Source organism: Sulfurovum aggregans, assembly GCF_055385215.1.
Genome location: NZ_AP042387.1, coordinates 1,380,707 through 1,399,454 on the forward strand (window position 1 = coordinate 1,380,707; position 18,748 = coordinate 1,399,454).

An 18,748-nucleotide genomic window follows, 5' to 3' on the forward strand; every position below is an offset into this window, starting at 1 on the left:
CAAATAAGTCCGGAAGATGTGCCTGGAACGACTCAAAAACCCTTTACAAAAGCAAAAGGAAGATTGTATGCAAGAGATCTATGAAAAGTTAGGACTGTTTTATCTGGGAAGAGATGTAGATAAAACAACAATGGAAGCAACGGATGCACTTACATTGCTGAAAAACAAGAATTTTACAACACATGCTGCCATTATAGGTATGACAGGTTCCGGTAAGACAGGGCTTGGGGTAGGCATCATAGAAGAAGCAGTGATCGACAATATTCCTTCGATCATCATAGATCCAAAAGGAGACATGGGTGACCTCTGCCTTACGGATCCCAGTTTCTCTTCAACCTCTTTTGAGCCATGGGTAAAAGATGAAGCAAACGCCAAAGAAGCAGATGTAGGTGAGTATGCGAAAAAGATATCCGGTATATGGAAAGAAGGCATAGAAAGTTCCGGACAAACGGCTGAACGGGTAAAAAAGTTTCACCAGGTGAAAAAGACTATCTATACCCCGGGAAGTTCTGCCGGAGTAGCGGTCAATATTATGTCTTCGCTGGAGACACCTCCTTCAGAGATTATGGAAGACAGTGATACATTTGCTTCCTATCTCAAAAGTACAACAACAAGTCTTCTTTCACTGGTAGGGATAGATGCTGATCCTTTGGACTCAAAAGAGTATATCCTTCTTGCTCAGATCATTACAAAATCCTGGTTGGAAGGGGAGGATCTGGGTATAGAAAGTATCATAGGAAAGATCATTAACCCTTCCTTTAAAAAGATAGGGGTACTTCCTTTGGATGACTTTTATCCGCAAGATGTCCGCTTTAAACTTGCAACAAAGTTCAATTCTCTTCTTGCAAGTCCCAGTTTTTCACTCTGGATGCAAGGAGACAATCTGGATATTCAAAAGCTTCTTTACGATGAAAACGGCAAAGCAAAAGTGGCTATTTTCTCTATCTCCCATTTGAATGATGAGGAGCGTATGTTCTTTGTCACATTGCTGTTGAACAAATATATTGCATGGATGCGTCGTCAAAGCGGTACATCAGCACTTAAAACACTACTCTATATGGATGAAATATTCGGCTTCTTCCCTCCCACCAAAAATCCGCCGAGCAAAGAACCGATGCTGCTTCTTCTGAAGCAGGCACGGGCCTTTGGTGTCGGTGTGGTGCTCAGTACCCAAAATCCGGTAGATCTGGATTACAAAGGGCTTTCAAATATCGGTACATGGTTCATAGGACGATTGCAGACAACCCAGGATATAGAGAGAGTGATAGATGGACTTAGAGGAAAAGTAGGCTCCAGTTTTGATAAAAGTGAGATCAGGCAGTTATTGGCGAATCTGAAAAAGAGAACTTTCTTTCTCAAGAGTGCACACTTGGATGATATCCGTCTTTTCAGTACGCGCTGGGTTATGAGTTACCTTAAGGGGCCATTGAAAAGAGATGAGATATCTGCATTGATGCAAACACAAAAAGAGAGCCGGAGTCTCAAGACGGAAACAGTAGATACCATGATACGGAAACATGATGGACTGGAAAGTTTTCAACATATAGATGACTCGATACCGCAGTATTATGAACCGGATGCAACACAGAAAAATATCTTCTCTCCAACATTGGGAGCGAAAGTAAAAGTACATTTTTATCAGCAGCGCAGAGGGATCGATGAGGAAAAAGAGCTTTGTCTCTTTCTTGCTCTGGATGGAAAAGAGCAAATTCTTTCCTGGGAGGATGCAGTTGGGGAAGAAGTGAATTTTACACACTTTCCTACAGTTGCACCTACAGGTGCAAAATTTTATGCACTTCCCAATATTGTTCTGGAAGACAAAGGATTGAAAAGAGCTATACGGGAACTCAAGGAAACCCTTTATCAAAAAGAAAATATAGAGCTTTTCCGTTGTACTTCACCCAAATTGGAGTCCAAAACAGGAGAGTCCCGTTCAGATTTTATTGTAAGGCTGCAGGATACTTTACAGGAGAAGAAGGAGATCGAAATAGAAAAACTCCAGACACGTTATAGTACGAAAGAGAAAACACTTTTGGCAAGACTTTCTCGTGCGAAAGAGCGTGTAGATAAAGAAGCATCAGATTCCACCGGAACAATGATAGAAGCAGGGATCGCTGTACTTGGAGCCCTTTTTGGACGTACCAGTCCTGCAAAGATAGGACGTGCGGTCAGCAAGGGCAGCAAAATACTCAAAGAACGGGGAGATATGAGTAGAGCAGAAGCACGGATGGCAGCTATTAAGGATGATATTGAAGCATTGGAATATGAACTTGAAGATAAGATAGATGCATTAAATGATAAATTTGATGTAGAGAATTGTGAAATTGAAACATTTAAAATAAAACCGCGCAAGACGGATATAGATGTAGAGATATGTGCCATAGTATGGAGAAGATAAAGAGAAGTTTAAAATAACTTATAATATAATAAAATATTATCTTTAAACATAGGATGTTCTAAATGCTTACATATACAAATAGAAATACCGGCAATATAGTACAGCGTCATGCAGTTCAGGACAAAGTATTTTCTTATACAGGAAAGACCATGATACTTGAAACAGATAAAGAAGGGTATATTACCTATGCAAACAGAAGGTTTGTAGAAACAAGCGGTTATCTCAAAGAGGAATTGATAGGACTTCCGCATTGTATTCATATGCATCCCGAAATGCCTGAAGATATTTTTAGAGATGCATGTCAAATGACATCATCCGGAAAAACATGGAGTGGGTATGTAAGAAATATTTCCAAAGAGGGGATCTCTTATTGGACAAAAACAGTGATCCAGCCGAAATTTGATAATGATCAAAATATCATAGGCTACATGTCTACCAGAAAAGAACCTGAAGAATCAGAACTTTTGAATGTAATTTCAGAGTATAAAAAATTAAAAGAAGCAAATAATACGGGACAGAAGAGTCAATACTGCGGAGAAGTATATCTTGGAAGAGGTTCATGCAGTTTCTAAAACCGGGCATCATAGTCTGATACCCGGTTTTAGAATTAATTCTTGCTCCCAGGTTTAACAGCGATACTGCCTTCTTTACACATAGGACATTCCTCAGGACTGAACATTTCGAAAGTAAAGTCTTCCAGTGAAAAGAGTGGTAGATCCTTTGGAAGCTTACACTCAGGTTTTGCTTCATTCTGACCACCTACACGTTTACAGAATCCACGGTTTGCAAGAGAAGCAAATGCAACGACTTTTGCACCGAGTGCTTCAATGGCCTGTGCCGCTTTGAGTGCAGAACCGCCTGTTGTGATGATATCTTCACAGATAATGATCTTCTCTCCGGGACGTACTTCAAAACCGCGACGCAGCTCCATACCTCCCTCTTTCTTCTCAACAAAGATAGAGCGGACATCCAATGAGCGTGCCAGTTCATATCCTGCGAGAACACCGCCCAGTGCCGGAGCACAGACAGTATCGACTTCGATCCCTGAATCACGGATCATCTTTGCCAGTGCATCAGTGAGTTCAGCCACCTTTTTGGGATACTCTAGTACTTTTGCACTTTGAAGATAACGTGCAGAGTGGTTGCCGCTTGCGAGAAGGAAATGTCCGTCAAGCAGAGCATTGGCATCTTTATAGACCTGTTCTACATTCATTATTATACCTTTAGAATATCTGCTTCTTTGTTTTTAAACGCTTCTTCTACTTTGGCAATATGCTCATCAGTGATCTTTTGTATCTGTTCTTGGGCTTTTTTAGATTCATCTTCACTGATCTCTTTCTCTTTTTCAAGCTTTTTGATCTTGTCATTACCGTCTTTTCTAACATTTCTGATAGCAATTTTGGCATGCTCTACCATTCCTTTTGCCTGCTTTACGATCTCTTGTCTCTGTTCGGATGTCATAGGCGGGAAAAAGAGTTTAATGAAGTCTCCGTCATTATTTGGATTCACACCGATATTTGCTTCCTGGATAGCTTTTTCAATAGCTCCGAGAAGATTCTTTTCCCATGGTGTGATACTGATGGTAGTAGCATCGGTTGCAATAACGTTTCCTACTTGATTGAGTGCGGTCATTGTACCGTAATAGTCTACTTTGATATTATCTACGATCCCCGTTGTGACCTTTCCTGTTCTAAGTGTAGCGAAGTCTCTTTTCAAGGCCTCTATACTTTTTTGCATATTTTCAGTTGTGTGTTCGAAAATTTCATTTACCATAACCATCTCCTTGGTATTATTTTAGGGAAATTTTACCCTTTTTTACCTTTTTATGTACTTCATTGATCTATTAAGGAATGCTATGGATGGGGGGTAGAAAGATAGCAAGAAGGGATTATGCCTTCTTGTCGAAATTTTTTAGATATCAGTTGGCTGTTGGAGCGGCTGGAGCAGCAGGTGCTGTACTTGCTGGGGTTGTAGGGGCAGCTGGAACAGCTGCATTGTTTTTAGGAACGATAGTGTCCGCAACTGAACTGCTGCTTTCTGAAGTATAAAGATACCCTAAAGTCAATGTATTTACAATAAAAAGAAAGGCAAGTGAAAATGTAAGTTTTGCAAGAAATCCTGTAGGGCCTTTTGCTCCAAATACAGATTCGTTACTTCCGCTGTAAGCACCCAGCCCTATACTTGAACTTTTCTGCAGCAGTACAGCGATTGTAATAGCAATTGCCAATACGATTTGTACGATTAAAAGTGTTGATGTCATTTATTCCTCTTTACTTTATTTAAGTAGCCCAAACTGAAATCGGGTATAATTTTGGCGATTATACCCAAACTATATTGAAACAGTGATAAAGCCGTCAATAATGGTATAGTAAAGTAATAAAATAAATTTGGGATCTGAGATTTGGTTATGGAGTACTGGTAGAGATATAAATGATCAAAAATGATCAAAAATGATCTTTGACAGTTTCCTGCTGGTTGAGATATGACATCTTTTAAAGATGCCAATCCCAATTTTTATTAGTCATCACTGCCAAAAATGCCAAGAAGTTGAAGTATTGCGGTGAACATATTGAGGAAATCCAGGTAAAGGGAGACAGCCGCATCTACAGGTGAGTCATAAGCCCCATTGGCAATATTCTGCGTATCATAGATAGTAAAGATACCAAATAAAAGCAAGATACCCGCTGTAATGACAACATGCATTATAGGACTTTGAAGTATGAACATATTGACAAGTGAAGCAATGATAACCACAATAAGCGTAATAAAAAGTGGTTTTCCCCAACTGGAATAATCTGTTTTGCTGTTAATCGCAAAAAGACTAAGTGCACCAAAAAGAACAGAAGTCATCAAGAAAGCATTTCCTATTACTGCACCGTTTCCTGCGCCTATCAATGAAGCCAAAAGCGGCACCAAAGAGATACCTGTAACAAAAGTAAAGACAAAAAGTGCTGCCAGATTTAATCCGGGTTTATTTCTTGTCATACCGAGCCCGATAAAAAGCATAAAGAGTTCAAATCCGAAAATAAACCATTTATATTGTAATACGGTCTCTGCATAAGGCATCGTAACATAAGCCCCTGCTGCTGCAGCTATCATGCTAGCAGCCAAGAGTTGGTAGGTTCGCTTCATAAAACTTATAGAAGCCCCTTCTTGTACATAAGCAGCTTCTGCTGATGTATAATTTCTATCATATAAAGCCATTGTATTCCTTCTAAATTATTGAATTTAGTGCAAGTATAGTGGAGTCAGATTAATCTAAGGTTAATAGAATATTTTATTCGATATTACGTTGTTTCTGGAGGCTAAGATACTCATTCTGTGCCTTTTCTGCTTCCGTTTGATTGGATTTTATCTGGTCTTTGGCTACCTTCTCTTTGGAGGGAGAAAGTTCAGGCGTCTCCATGCATCCGGAGATAATCAATAAAATAAGAAAAATAAATAATGATCGCATAGAAAGTCCTTAATTATAGTTGATGGTTATTGTAAATAAAGTTGTCTTAAAAAAAGATATGAAAGTGTTATTAATAATATAATAATGTAAGCAAAGAATTTTTTTCAATAAATTTCAAATATTTTCACAAAAACCCTTGACAAGGGAAAGTTTCGGTGCTATAATACGCGTCCAACAACACATGGACGGCTAGCGAGTTGCTAGGAAGAGTGTTGATGAATGATCTTTGACAACCAAATATAAGTAAACAAATCAACGTCTATTTGAGATTTAATTTTTGCACTTTTTTAAAATAATAAAAGTGATATGAATTAACTTAAGTAGAATAACTTAAGTGATTCTGACAATGGTTCAAACCATTCTATTTTTAATGGAGAGTTTGATCCTGGCTCAGAGTGAACGCTGGCGGCGTGCTTAACACATGCAAGTCGAACGAGAACGGTCCTAGTTTACTAGGATGTCAGCTAAGTGGCGGACGGGTGAGTAATGTATAGTTAATTTGCCCCTTGGAGGGGGATAACAGTTAGAAATGACTGCTAATACCCCATACTCCTTTCTACTTAATGTAGATTGGGAAATGTTTTTTCGCCAAGGGATAAGACTATATGGTATCAGTTAGTTGGTGGGGTAATGGCCTACCAAGACAATGACGCCTAGCTGGTCTGAGAGGATGATCAGCCACACTGGAACTGAGACACGGTCCAGACTCCTACGGGAGGCAGCAGTGGGGAATATTGCACAATGGAGGAAACTCTGATGCAGCAACGCCGCGTGGAGGATGACGCATTTCGGTGTGTAAACTCCTTTTATATGGGAAGATAATGACGGTACCATATGAATAAGCACCGGCTAACTCCGTGCCAGCAGCCGCGGTAATACGGAGGGTGCAAGCGTTACTCGGAATCACTGGGCGTAAAGCGCGCGCAGGCGGTCTGATAAGTTGGATGTGAAAGCCTACGGCTCAACCGTAGAACTGCATCCAAAACTGTCAGACTAGAGTCTGGGAGGGGAAGATGGAATTAGTTGTGTAGGGGTAAAATCCGTAGAGATAACTAGGAATACCAAAAGCGAAGGCGATCTTCTGGAACAGTACTGACGCTGAGGCGCGAAAGCGTGGGGAGCAAACAGGATTAGATACCCTGGTAGTCCACGCCCTAAACGATGAATGTTAGTCGTCGGGTAGCTAGTCTATTCGGTGATGCAGCTAACGCATTAAACATTCCGCCTGGGGAGTACGGTCGCAAGATTAAAACTCAAAGGAATAGACGGGGACCCGCACAAGTGGTGGAGCATGTGGTTTAATTCGAAGATACGCGAAGAACCTTACCTAGCCTTGACATATATTAGAACACACCAGAGATGGAGTGGTGCCTTCGGGAGCTTTTATACAGGTGCTGCACGGCTGTCGTCAGCTCGTGTCGTGAGATGTTGGGTTAAGTCCCGCAACGAGCGCAACCCTCGTCACTAGTTACTAACGGTTCGGCCGAGGACTCTAGTGAGACTGCCTTCGCAAGGAGGAGGAAGGTGAGGACGACGTCAAGTCATCATGGCCCTTACGGCTAGGGCAACACACGTGCTACAATGGGCAGGACAATGAGACGCGATACCGCGAGGTGGAGCAAATCTATAAACCTGTTCTCAGTTCGGATTGTAGTCTGCAACTCGACTACATGAAGCTGGAATCACTAGTAATCGTAGATCAGCTATGCTACGGTGAATACGTTCCCGGGTCTTGTACTCACCGCCCGTCACACCATGGGAGTTGATTTCACCCGAAGCGGGGAAGCTAAACTGGCTACCCTCCACGGTGGGATCAGCGACTGGGGTGAAGTCGTAACAAGGTAACCGTAGGAGAACCTGCGGTTGGATCACCTCCTTTCAAGAGTATAGATGATGTAACCTCACAGTGCATCATCACAACAAATAAGACAATGAGATGTTTAAATTGTTCAATCAATAACTTATGTTTGGTTGTCTAAGATCATTGGGATCTTTGACTTAAAAGTATAGTTGAGAAAGATAGTCTATCACTATCCACTGTCACTATCACTAATTCTGGGGAATTAGCTCAGCTGGGAGAGCGCCTGCTTTGCACGCAGGAGGTCATCGGTTCGATCCCGTTATTCTCCACCATTTGATGCATATTGCACAAAAGTTTTTGACTCACGTACTTTAGTACGCTTCGCCAAAAACATTTTGCACAATCTACACCAAATCACGTGGAATGAAAAACTTAATTCAAGTTCTTAGAAAAGAGTTTGAATTAGGTTTTACACCTAAAGTTATTTAACTTATTATTGTTAAGAGTCTAACGTAATGTTGCAAAACGAGACGAAGTAATTTATTTTACTAAGTCAGATTTTACAAAAAATTACAATTTAACATAAACATATTAACTATAAAGAATTATCTTTAGAAATTAATATCTTTCATGTGCAAGAAACTCAATATTTAGAAGACGTAAGAAATCTTCGACTTATTAAACATACAAAAACGAACCAAACGTGGAAACACAGAAGAGTTCATTTTGCATTTAATAAGGTAGTACCTTAGAATTAAGTAAATTAATCTAAGGGCAGATGGTGGATGCCTAGACCAGGAGAGGCGATGAAGGACGTACTAGGCTGCGATAAGCCGGGGGGAGCTGCCAAGAAGCTTTGATCCCCGGGTTTCCGAATGGGGCAACCCGGCATGGTGCGAATCATGTCACTCTTTCGAGAGAGCGAACGTAGGGAAGTGAAACATCTCAGTACCTACAGGAAAAGAAATCAACCGAGATTCCCAAAGTAGCGGCGAGCGAAATGGGATTAGCCCTAAAATCTTTGAGGTGTTAGTAGAATAAGCTGGAATGCTTGACCGCAGAGGGTGAAAGTCCCGTATACGAAAACTAATCATAGACTATTCGAGTAGGTCGGGACACGTGGAACCCTGACTGAATATGGGAGGACCACCTTCCAAGGCTAAATACTACTCCAGGATCGATAGTGAACCAGTACCGTGAGGGAAAGGTGAAAAGAACCGCGGCAAGCGGAGTGAAATAGAACCTGAAACCATCTGCCTACAATCATTCAGAGCCCCATGCTATATGCGGGGTGATGGACTGCCTTTTGCATAATGAGCCTGCGAGTTATGGTGACTAGCAAGGTTAAGCAAACGCGAAGCCGTAGCGAAAGCGAGTCTTAATAGGGCGCTAGTTAGTTGCTGTAGACCCGAAACTAAGTGATCTATCCATGGGCAGGTTGAAGCTGGTGTAAGAGCTAGTGGAGGACCGAACGGGTGAAGGTTTAAAACTTCTCCGATGACCTGTGGATAGGGGTGAAAGGCCAATCAAACTTAGTGATAGCTGGTTCTCTCCGAAATATATTTAGGTATAGCGTCATGTTCGAAGCATGAGGGGGTAGAGCACTGATTGGGCTAGGGCCTATACCAAGGTACCAAACCCAGTCAAACTCCGAATACCTCATGTGAATTCATGGCAGTCAGGCGTAGGGTGATAAAATCCTATGTCGAAAGGGAAACAGCCCAGACTACCAGCTAAGGTCCCAAAGTTCTATTTAAGTGGAAAAGGATGTGGAGTTGCTTAGACAACCAGGAGGTTGGCTTAGAAGCAGCCATCCTTTAAAGAAAGCGTAACAGCTCACTGGTCTAGCGATTCTGCGCCGAAAATATAACGGGGCTAAAATAGACACCGAAGCTGTAGATTTGTACATTAGTACAAGTGGTAGGAGAGCGTTCTAGTCAGCATTGAAGCCATACCGGTAAGGAGTGGTGGAGCGGCTAGAAGTGAGCATGCAGGCATGAGTAGCGATAAAACAGGTGAGAATCCTGTTCGCCGTAAACCCAAGGGTTCCTACACGATGCTCGTCAATGTAGGGTTAGTCGGGTCCTAAGCTGAGTCCGAAAGGGGTAAGCGATGGCAAATTGGTTAATATTCCAATACCAACTGATAGTTTAGTACGAAGGGGGGACGCATAGGGTTAAACGAGGTCACTGATGGAATAGTGGCTCGAAGGGTGTAGATAAGCTGGATAGGAAAATCCGCCGGCTGTTTTCGAGACCTGACAGGCTGATGACGCTCTTCGGAGTTGATTCAGAATCGTTGATACCGTCGTGCCAAGAAAAGCCTCTAAGTGTATTATTAGTTGCCCGTACCGTAAACCGACACAGGTGGGTGAGATGAGTATTCTAAGGCGCGTGGAAGAACCCTGGTTAAGGAACTCTGCAAACTAGCACCGTAACTTCGGAATAAGGTGTGCCTACTTTTGTATATGGATTTACTCCAGAAAGCAAAAGAGGTTGCAACAAAGAGTCCCTCCCGACTGTTTATCAAAAACACAGCACTTTGCTAACTCGTAAGAGGATGTATAAGGTGTGACGCCTGCCCGGTGCTTGAAGGTTAATTGATGGGGTTAGCTTCGGCGAAGCTCTTGATCGAAGCCCAAGTAAACGGCGGCCGTAACTATAACGGTCCTAAGGTAGCGAAATTCCTTGTCGGTTAAATACCGACCTGCATGAATGGCGTAACGAGATGGGAGCTGTCTCAACCAGGGATCCAGTGAAATTGTAGTGGAGGTGAAAATTCCTCCTACCCGCGGCAAGACGGAAAGACCCCGTGCACCTTTACTATAGCTTGACACTGCAATTGGGATATATTTGTGCAGGATAGGTGGGAGGCTTTGATGCTGTGGCGCTAGCTGCAGCGGAGCCATCCTTGAGATACCACCCTTATATATTCTGATTGCTAACTTGCGCCAGTTATCCTGGCGGAGGACAATGTCTGGTGGGTAGTTTGACTGGGGCGGTCGCCTCCTAAAAAGTAACGGAGGCTTACAAAGGTTGGCTCATGTCGGTTGGAAATCGACAGCAGAGTATAATGGTACAAGCCAGCTTAACTGCGAGACGTACATGTCGAGCAGAGACGAAAGTCGGTCATAGTGATCCGGTGGTTCTGTGTGGAAGGGCCATCGCTCAAAGGATAAAAGGTACGCCGGGGATAACAGGCTGATCTCCCCCAAGAGCTCACATCGACGGGGAGGTTTGGCACCTCGATGTCGGCTCATCGCATCCTGGGGCTGAAGCAGGTCCCAAGGGTATGGCTGTTCGCCATTTAAAGCGGTACGCGAGCTGGGTTCAGAACGTCGTGAGACAGTTCGGTCCCTATCTGCCGTGGGCGTTGGATGATTGAGGAGAGTTGCCCCTAGTACGAGAGGACCGGGGTGAACGAACCACTGGTGTACCAGTTGTCCTGCCAAGGGCATCGCTGGGTAGCTATGTTCGGATGTGATAACCGCTGAAAGCATCTAAGCGGGAAGCCAACTCCAAGATGAATCATCCCTGAAGATCCGCAGAAGACTACTGCGTTGATAGGCTGGGTGTGTAAGTGATGTAAGTCATTTAGCTGACCAGTACTAATAGATCGTTTGTATTTACTTTATTCTTCAATAGGTACTACCTTATTAAGTGCAAACTTATTAAGAAAGTATTTCTTAAAGTTGTAATTACAACATTACGCCTAGACTCTTAACAATACTAAGTTTCTCTAAACTCAATCAGAGAGAATTAAGCACATTACGGTGTTCTTACTTCTCTTTGTGGTGGGGCTAGAGGGAGGGTCATACCCAGCTCCATTCCGAACCTGGAAGTCAAGCCTCCCATCGCCGATAATACTGCAGGCTACGTCTGTGGGAATGTAGGTCGCTGCCACATTGAGTTTTTATCTAACCTCTTAACAATAATCTATCAACTTTTACTTTTACTTTTACTCTTAATAATTTATCTTTTTATCTATTTCTTTATTTCTTTATTTCTTTATTTCTTTATTGTTCTGTCTTTTACACCAACTTCCGTATCTTACTTTAATTTGCTCTCCTCTCTTGCTTTCTATGGTTCCTTTTTTTATTTGTTAATGCAATAAATAAAGAAACGAACCCAAAAAAACAAAATGTAAGGAACTGCCGTGATCGAAATCTCTTTCTTACTTGGGTAATTCTTTTACCTAATGGATTTTCTTTTGATATAGGGTAATTATTCCTGTTTTAATTGGCTAATGGCTGCACTCTTTGTCTTGAAAATTTATTGAGCATATATCAATTGTCCAGGAATAACTGTCTTTGATTATGACAAATGGAAATTCTTAGTTATCAAACAAACAGCTTTATCATCATATGACAGCTCTTTGTACTTTTTTCTTTTCTAAAGAAGTCTTTGTTATCGAAAATCGCATTTGCTGACTTTGGATTCGTTTTCTTGTTTCTCGTATCAACAAAGAAGAAAACGCATGAACAAACCAAATAATAACTACAATAAAAGCTTTGTTTACTATAGTCTGATCAAAACTTTGATGAAAAAACTATTGATTAATCGTCGATTAACTCCTCATTAACTCTCATCGTTTATAATGTTATTAGAAAAGGTGACCATCCCCTTTCAAGAGAATTTGTTTTACTCCTTGTCCAAATTTGTAAACTTCCTTGTTTTTCCCTCTCTTGATCCGGTCACCTTTTACAGAAGAGCCTTTTCCCCTTAGATTTAACTTCCCTTATTTTGTTGGGCTCTTCGCCCTTTGATAGAGATAAATAATATCTATCTATAACAGCGTATATTAGGGCTTCGGTGATTATTTTTAAAGAATTTCAAATATTTTCACAAAAACCCTTGACAAGGGAAAGTTTCGGTGCTATAATACGCGTCCAACAACACATGGACGGCTAGCGAGTTGCTAGGAAGAGTGTTGATGAATGATCTTTGACAACCAAATATAAGTAAACAAATCAACGTCTATTTGAGATTTAATTTTTGCACTTTTTTAAAATAATAAAAGTGATATGAATTAACTTAAGTAGAATAACTTAAGTGATTCTGACAATGGTTCAAACCATTCTATTTTTAATGGAGAGTTTGATCCTGGCTCAGAGTGAACGCTGGCGGCGTGCTTAACACATGCAAGTCGAACGAGAACGGTCCTAGTTTACTAGGATGTCAGCTAAGTGGCGGACGGGTGAGTAATGTATAGTTAATTTGCCCCTTGGAGGGGGATAACAGTTAGAAATGACTGCTAATACCCCATACTCCTTTCTACTTAATGTAGATTGGGAAATGTTTTTTCGCCAAGGGATAAGACTATATGGTATCAGTTAGTTGGTGGGGTAATGGCCTACCAAGACAATGACGCCTAGCTGGTCTGAGAGGATGATCAGCCACACTGGAACTGAGACACGGTCCAGACTCCTACGGGAGGCAGCAGTGGGGAATATTGCACAATGGAGGAAACTCTGATGCAGCAACGCCGCGTGGAGGATGACGCATTTCGGTGTGTAAACTCCTTTTATATGGGAAGATAATGACGGTACCATATGAATAAGCACCGGCTAACTCCGTGCCAGCAGCCGCGGTAATACGGAGGGTGCAAGCGTTACTCGGAATCACTGGGCGTAAAGCGCGCGCAGGCGGTCTGATAAGTTGGATGTGAAAGCCTACGGCTCAACCGTAGAACTGCATCCAAAACTGTCAGACTAGAGTCTGGGAGGGGAAGATGGAATTAGTTGTGTAGGGGTAAAATCCGTAGAGATAACTAGGAATACCAAAAGCGAAGGCGATCTTCTGGAACAGTACTGACGCTGAGGCGCGAAAGCGTGGGGAGCAAACAGGATTAGATACCCTGGTAGTCCACGCCCTAAACGATGAATGTTAGTCGTCGGGTAGCTAGTCTATTCGGTGATGCAGCTAACGCATTAAACATTCCGCCTGGGGAGTACGGTCGCAAGATTAAAACTCAAAGGAATAGACGGGGACCCGCACAAGTGGTGGAGCATGTGGTTTAATTCGAAGATACGCGAAGAACCTTACCTAGCCTTGACATATATTAGAACACACCAGAGATGGAGTGGTGCCTTCGGGAGCTTTTATACAGGTGCTGCACGGCTGTCGTCAGCTCGTGTCGTGAGATGTTGGGTTAAGTCCCGCAACGAGCGCAACCCTCGTCACTAGTTACTAACGGTTCGGCCGAGGACTCTAGTGAGACTGCCTTCGCAAGGAGGAGGAAGGTGAGGACGACGTCAAGTCATCATGGCCCTTACGGCTAGGGCAACACACGTGCTACAATGGGCAGGACAATGAGACGCGATACCGCGAGGTGGAGCAAATCTATAAACCTGTTCTCAGTTCGGATTGTAGTCTGCAACTCGACTACATGAAGCTGGAATCACTAGTAATCGTAGATCAGCTATGCTACGGTGAATACGTTCCCGGGTCTTGTACTCACCGCCCGTCACACCATGGGAGTTGATTTCACCCGAAGCGGGGAAGCTAAACTGGCTACCCTCCACGGTGGGATCAGCGACTGGGGTGAAGTCGTAACAAGGTAACCGTAGGAGAACCTGCGGTTGGATCACCTCCTTTCAAGAGTATAGTTCATGCTTCTCACAAAGTATGAACACAATCAAAAGACTTGGTTTGTTTATATGTTCGATCATAACTTATGTTTGGTTGTCAAAGATTATTAGGGTCTTTGATTTAGTTCATATGGGCGTATAGCTCAGCTGGTTAGAGTGCACCCCTGATAAGGGTGAGGTCCCAGGTTCAAGTCCTGGTACGCCCACCATATGTTTAATAGAAGTATTTTATGGAATATTTCTATTAGGCATTTGTCTAAAAGTTATTTAACTTATTATTGTTAAGAGTCTAACGTAATGTTGCAAAACGAGACGAAGTAATTTATTTTACTAAGTCAGATTTTACAAAAAATTACAATTTAACATAAACATATTAACTATAAAGAATTATCTTTAGAAATTAATATCTTTCATGTGCAAGAAACTCAATATTTAGAAGACGTAAGAAATCTTCGACTTATTAAACATACAAAAACGAACCAAACGTGGAAACACAGAAGAGTTCATTTTGCATTTAATAAGGTAGTACCTTAGAATTAAGTAAATTAATCTAAGGGCAGATGGTGGATGCCTAGACCAGGAGAGGCGATGAAGGACGTACTAGGCTGCGATAAGCCGGGGGGAGCTGCCAAGAAGCTTTGATCCCCGGGTTTCCGAATGGGGCAACCCGGCATGGTGCGAATCATGTCACTCTTTCGAGAGAGCGAACGTAGGGAAGTGAAACATCTCAGTACCTACAGGAAAAGAAATCAACCGAGATTCCCAAAGTAGCGGCGAGCGAAATGGGATTAGCCCTAAAATCTTTGAGGTGTTAGTAGAATAAGCTGGAATGCTTGACCGCAGAGGGTGAAAGTCCCGTATACGAAAACTAATCATAGACTATTCGAGTAGGTCGGGACACGTGGAACCCTGACTGAATATGGGAGGACCACCTTCCAAGGCTAAATACTACTCCAGGATCGATAGTGAACCAGTACCGTGAGGGAAAGGTGAAAAGAACCGCGGCAAGCGGAGTGAAATAGAACCTGAAACCATCTGCCTACAATCATTCAGAGCCCCATGCTATATGCGGGGTGATGGACTGCCTTTTGCATAATGAGCCTGCGAGTTATGGTGACTAGCAAGGTTAAGCAAACGCGAAGCCGTAGCGAAAGCGAGTCTTAATAGGGCGCTAGTTAGTTGCTGTAGACCCGAAACTAAGTGATCTATCCATGGGCAGGTTGAAGCTGGTGTAAGAGCTAGTGGAGGACCGAACGGGTGAAGGTTTAAAACTTCTCCGATGACCTGTGGATAGGGGTGAAAGGCCAATCAAACTTAGTGATAGCTGGTTCTCTCCGAAATATATTTAGGTATAGCGTCATGTTCGAAGCATGAGGGGGTAGAGCACTGATTGGGCTAGGGCCTATACCAAGGTACCAAACCCAGTCAAACTCCGAATACCTCATGTGAATTCATGGCAGTCAGGCGTAGGGTGATAAAATCCTATGTCGAAAGGGAAACAGCCCAGACTACCAGCTAAGGTCCCAAAGTTCTATTTAAGTGGAAAAGGATGTGGAGTTGCTTAGACAACCAGGAGGTTGGCTTAGAAGCAGCCATCCTTTAAAGAAAGCGTAACAGCTCACTGGTCTAGCGATTCTGCGCCGAAAATATAACGGGGCTAAAATAGACACCGAAGCTGTAGATTTGTACATTAGTACAAGTGGTAGGAGAGCGTTCTAGTCAGCATTGAAGCCATACCGGTAAGGAGTGGTGGAGCGGCTAGAAGTGAGCATGCAGGCATGAGTAGCGATAAAACAGGTGAGAATCCTGTTCGCCGTAAACCCAAGGGTTCCTACACGATGCTCGTCAATGTAGGGTTAGTCGGGTCCTAAGCTGAGTCCGAAAGGGGTAAGCGATGGCAAATTGGTTAATATTCCAATACCAACTGATAGTTTAGTACGAAGGGGGGACGCATAGGGTTAAACGAGGTCACTGATGGAATAGTGGCTCGAAGGGTGTAGATAAGCTGGATAGGAAAATCCGCCGGCTGTTTTCGAGACCTGACAGGCTGATGACGCTCTTCGGAGTTGATTCAGAATCGTTGATACCGTCGTGCCAAGAAAAGCCTCTAAGTGTATTATTAGTTGCCCGTACCGTAAACCGACACAGGTGGGTGAGATGAGTATTCTAAGGCGCGTGGAAGAACCCTGGTTAAGGAACTCTGCAAACTAGCACCGTAACTTCGGAATAAGGTGTGCCTACTTTTGTATATGGATTTACTCCAGAAAGCAAAAGAGGTTGCAACAAAGAGTCCCTCCCGACTGTTTATCAAAAACACAGCACTTTGCTAACTCGTAAGAGGATGTATAAGGTGTGACGCCTGCCCGGTGCTTGAAGGTTAATTGATGGGGTTAGCTTCGGCGAAGCTCTTGATCGAAGCCCAAGTAAACGGCGGCCGTAACTATAACGGTCCTAAGGTAGCGAAATTCCTTGTCGGTTAAATACCGACCTGCATGAATGGCGTAACGAGATGGGAGCTGTCTCAACCAGGGATCCAGTGAAATTGTAGTGGAGGTGAAAATTCCTCCTACCCGCGGCAAGACGGAAAGACCCCGTGCACCTTTACTATAGCTTGACACTGCAATTGGGATATATTTGTGCAGGATAGGTGGGAGGCTTTGATGCTGTGGCGCTAGCTGCAGCGGAGCCATCCTTGAGATACCACCCTTATATATTCTGATTGCTAACTTGCGCCAGTTATCCTGGCGGAGGACAATGTCTGGTGGGTAGTTTGACTGGGGCGGTCGCCTCCTAAAAAGTAACGGAGGCTTACAAAGGTTGGCTCATGTCGGTTGGAAATCGACAGCAGAGTATAATGGTACAAGCCAGCTTAACTGCGAGACGTACATGTCGAGCAGAGACGAAAGTCGGTCATAGTGATCCGGTGGTTCTGTGTGGAAGGGCCATCGCTCAAAGGATAAAAGGTACGCCGGGGATAACAGGCTGATCTCCCCCAAGAGCTCACATCGACGGGGAGGTTTGGCACCTCGATGTCGGCTCATCGCATCCTGGGGCTGAAGCAGGTCCCAAGGGTATGGCTGTTCGCCATTTAAAGCGGTACGCGAGCTGGGTTCAGAACGTCGTGAGACAGTTCGGTCCCTATCTGCCGTGGGCGTTGGATGATTGAGGAGAGTTGCCCCTAGTACGAGAGGACCGGGGTGAACGAACCACTGGTGTACCAGTTGTCCTGCCAAGGGCATCGCTGGGTAGCTATGTTCGGATGTGATAACCGCTGAAAGCATCTAAGCGGGAAGCCAACTCCAAGATGAATCATCCCTGAAGATCCGCAGAAGACTACTGCGTTGATAGGCTGGGTGTGTAAGTGATGTAAGTCATTTAGCTGACCAGTACTAATAGATCGTTTGTATTTACTTTATTCTTCAATAGGTACTACCTTATTAAGTGCAAACTTATTAAGAAAGTATTTCTTAAAGTTGTAATTACAACATTACGCCTAGACTCTTAACAATACTAAGTTTCTCTAAACTCAATCAGAGAGAATTAAGCACATTACGGTGTTCTTACTTCTCTTTGTGGTGGGGCTAGAGGGAGGGTCATACCCAGCTCCATTCCGAACCTGGAAGTCAAGCCTCCCATCGCCGATAATACTGCAGGCTACGCTTGTGGGAATGTAGGTCGCTGCCACATTGAGTTTTTTAACTATCTTCAATTTCAACTTATCAATCAACTTTTTACAATTATAACTTACTCTTAACAGTTTATCTTCATCTTTTTTCTATTGTTCTGTTATGTTCTATCATTTTCTATTATTTCCTTATCTTAGTTTAACTTGCTCTCCTCTTTTGCTTTTTGTACTACGACGAAAAAGAAAGGAAAGTAACCAAAAAAGCACCGTCCCGGCATAAACAAAAAAACGTAAGGAACTGACGTGATCGAAATATCTTTCTTTCTTATGTAATTTTTTTGCCTTATGGGTTTCCTTTTGATATTGGATAATTATTGCACTCGTCAGCAGTTTGCATTTTGTTCTTTTCTTGTCTGTTACATTAACAAAGAAGAGAAGGAATGAATAAATCAAATTATAAACGTAAATAAAACTTTACGAGTTTTTATTAAAACCTTGATGAAAAAACTATTGATTAATCGTCGATTAACTCCTCATTAATTCTCATCGTCTCTAATGTTATTAGAAAAGGTGACCATCCCCTTTCAAGAGAATTTGTTTTACTCCTTGTCCAAATTTGTAAACTTCCCTGTTTCTCCCCCCCTCTCTTGATCCGGTCGCCTTTTACAGAAGAGCCTTTGAAGCCTAGAACTTCTACTTATATTTTTTCTTATATCCTCTTATTTTTAGTTCAAATAAGGATTATCCTTTAATAATTTTTATAACTTCATATTAAATAACTTTAAAACTCATTAATTTTTTGTTAATTTAAGTGTAAACTTAGGATTTGTATCTTAGACTAGGGTTACATGTTTTTGGACAAACATAAATTTAAGGAGTAA

At 42.6% G+C, this 18,748-nt stretch carries 7 protein-coding genes, 2 tRNA genes and 6 rRNA genes; 10 read left to right on the forward strand and 5 right to left on the reverse strand.

What is annotated here, in order from left to right; all coding sequences use genetic code 11:
* The first annotated feature begins 67 nt into the window (after positions 1 to 67).
* On the forward strand, positions 68 to 2,398 hold the full coding sequence (locus ACZ48W_RS07040) for a helicase HerA domain-containing protein (protein ID WP_464827637.1): 2,331 nt from the start codon (positions 68 to 70) through the stop codon (positions 2,396 to 2,398).
* Between the two features lie 62 nt (positions 2,399 to 2,460).
* Positions 2,461 to 2,970, forward strand: coding sequence for a PAS domain-containing protein (locus ACZ48W_RS07045; RefSeq protein WP_464827638.1), 510 nt, complete (start codon positions 2,461 to 2,463; stop codon positions 2,968 to 2,970).
* A gap of 35 nt (positions 2,971 to 3,005) precedes the next feature.
* Here the strand turns inward: ACZ48W_RS07045 and pyrE are convergent, their stop codons facing one another.
* The 5 genes from pyrE to ACZ48W_RS07070 form a co-directional block, all read right to left on the reverse strand.
* On the reverse strand, positions 3,006 to 3,611 hold the full coding sequence (gene pyrE / locus ACZ48W_RS07050) for an orotate phosphoribosyltransferase (protein ID WP_464827640.1): 606 nt from the start codon (positions 3,609 to 3,611) through the stop codon (positions 3,006 to 3,008).
* A gap of 2 nt (positions 3,612 to 3,613) precedes the next feature.
* Positions 3,614 to 4,171, reverse strand: a complete 558-nt coding sequence (gene frr, locus ACZ48W_RS07055; protein ID WP_464827641.1) for a ribosome recycling factor — start codon at positions 4,169 to 4,171, stop codon at positions 3,614 to 3,616.
* A 145-nt stretch (positions 4,172 to 4,316) separates the two neighbouring features.
* On the reverse strand, positions 4,317 to 4,658 hold the full coding sequence (secG, locus tag ACZ48W_RS07060) for a preprotein translocase subunit SecG (protein ID WP_464827642.1): 342 nt from the start codon (positions 4,656 to 4,658) through the stop codon (positions 4,317 to 4,319).
* Between the two features lie 257 nt (positions 4,659 to 4,915).
* On the reverse strand, positions 4,916 to 5,602 hold the full coding sequence (locus ACZ48W_RS07065; protein WP_464827644.1) for a Bax inhibitor-1/YccA family protein: 687 nt from the start codon (positions 5,600 to 5,602) through the stop codon (positions 4,916 to 4,918).
* Between the two features lie 73 nt (positions 5,603 to 5,675).
* Positions 5,676 to 5,852 (reverse strand): hypothetical protein, encoded by a 177-nt coding sequence (locus ACZ48W_RS07070; protein ID WP_464827646.1) that lies wholly within the window; start codon positions 5,850 to 5,852, stop codon positions 5,676 to 5,678.
* A 367-nt stretch (positions 5,853 to 6,219) separates the two neighbouring features.
* On the opposite strand from ACZ48W_RS07070, the gene ACZ48W_RS07075 reads away from it, so the two are divergent.
* The 8 genes from ACZ48W_RS07075 to rrf (ACZ48W_RS07110) all read left to right on the forward strand — a co-directional run bounded on the left by ACZ48W_RS07075 (position 6,220) and on the right by rrf (ACZ48W_RS07110) (position 17,929).
* A 16S ribosomal RNA gene (locus ACZ48W_RS07075) occupies positions 6,220 to 7,731 on the forward strand.
* Between the two features lie 178 nt (positions 7,732 to 7,909).
* Positions 7,910 to 7,985 (forward strand) — tRNA-Ala (locus tag ACZ48W_RS07080).
* Between the two features lie 425 nt (positions 7,986 to 8,410).
* Positions 8,411 to 11,285 (forward strand): 23S ribosomal RNA (locus ACZ48W_RS07085).
* Positions 11,286 to 11,442: 157 nt separating this feature from the next.
* A 5S ribosomal RNA gene (gene rrf / locus ACZ48W_RS07090) occupies positions 11,443 to 11,558 on the forward strand.
* A gap of 1,179 nt (positions 11,559 to 12,737) precedes the next feature.
* A 16S ribosomal RNA gene (locus tag ACZ48W_RS07095) occupies positions 12,738 to 14,249 on the forward strand.
* A gap of 125 nt (positions 14,250 to 14,374) precedes the next feature.
* Positions 14,375 to 14,451 (forward strand) — tRNA-Ile (locus ACZ48W_RS07100).
* Positions 14,452 to 14,781: 330 nt separating this feature from the next.
* Positions 14,782 to 17,656 (forward strand): 23S ribosomal RNA (locus ACZ48W_RS07105).
* A gap of 157 nt (positions 17,657 to 17,813) precedes the next feature.
* Positions 17,814 to 17,929 (forward strand): 5S ribosomal RNA (rrf, locus tag ACZ48W_RS07110).
* Together the 16S, 23S and 5S rRNA genes with 2 tRNA genes alongside form the textbook arrangement of a ribosomal RNA operon.
* The last annotated feature ends 819 nt before the right edge of the window (positions 17,930 to 18,748 follow it).

Coding starts and splice junctions, on each gene's coding strand:
- frr (WP_464827641.1), bottom strand. CDS start 4,171: ATGGTAAATGAAATTTTCGAACACACAACTGAAAATATGCAAAAAAGT.
- ACZ48W_RS07040 (WP_464827637.1), top strand. CDS start 68: ATGCAAGAGATCTATGAAAAGTTAGGACTGTTTTATCTGGGAAGAGAT.
- secG (WP_464827642.1), bottom strand. CDS start 4,658: ATGACATCAACACTTTTAATCGTACAAATCGTATTGGCAATTGCTATT.
- pyrE (WP_464827640.1), bottom strand. CDS start 3,611: ATGAATGTAGAACAGGTCTATAAAGATGCCAATGCTCTGCTTGACGGA.
- ACZ48W_RS07045 (WP_464827638.1), top strand. CDS start 2,461: ATGCTTACATATACAAATAGAAATACCGGCAATATAGTACAGCGTCAT.
- ACZ48W_RS07070 (WP_464827646.1), bottom strand. CDS start 5,852: ATGCGATCATTATTTATTTTTCTTATTTTATTGATTATCTCCGGATGC.
- ACZ48W_RS07065 (WP_464827644.1), bottom strand. CDS start 5,602: ATGGCTTTATATGATAGAAATTATACATCAGCAGAAGCTGCTTATGTA.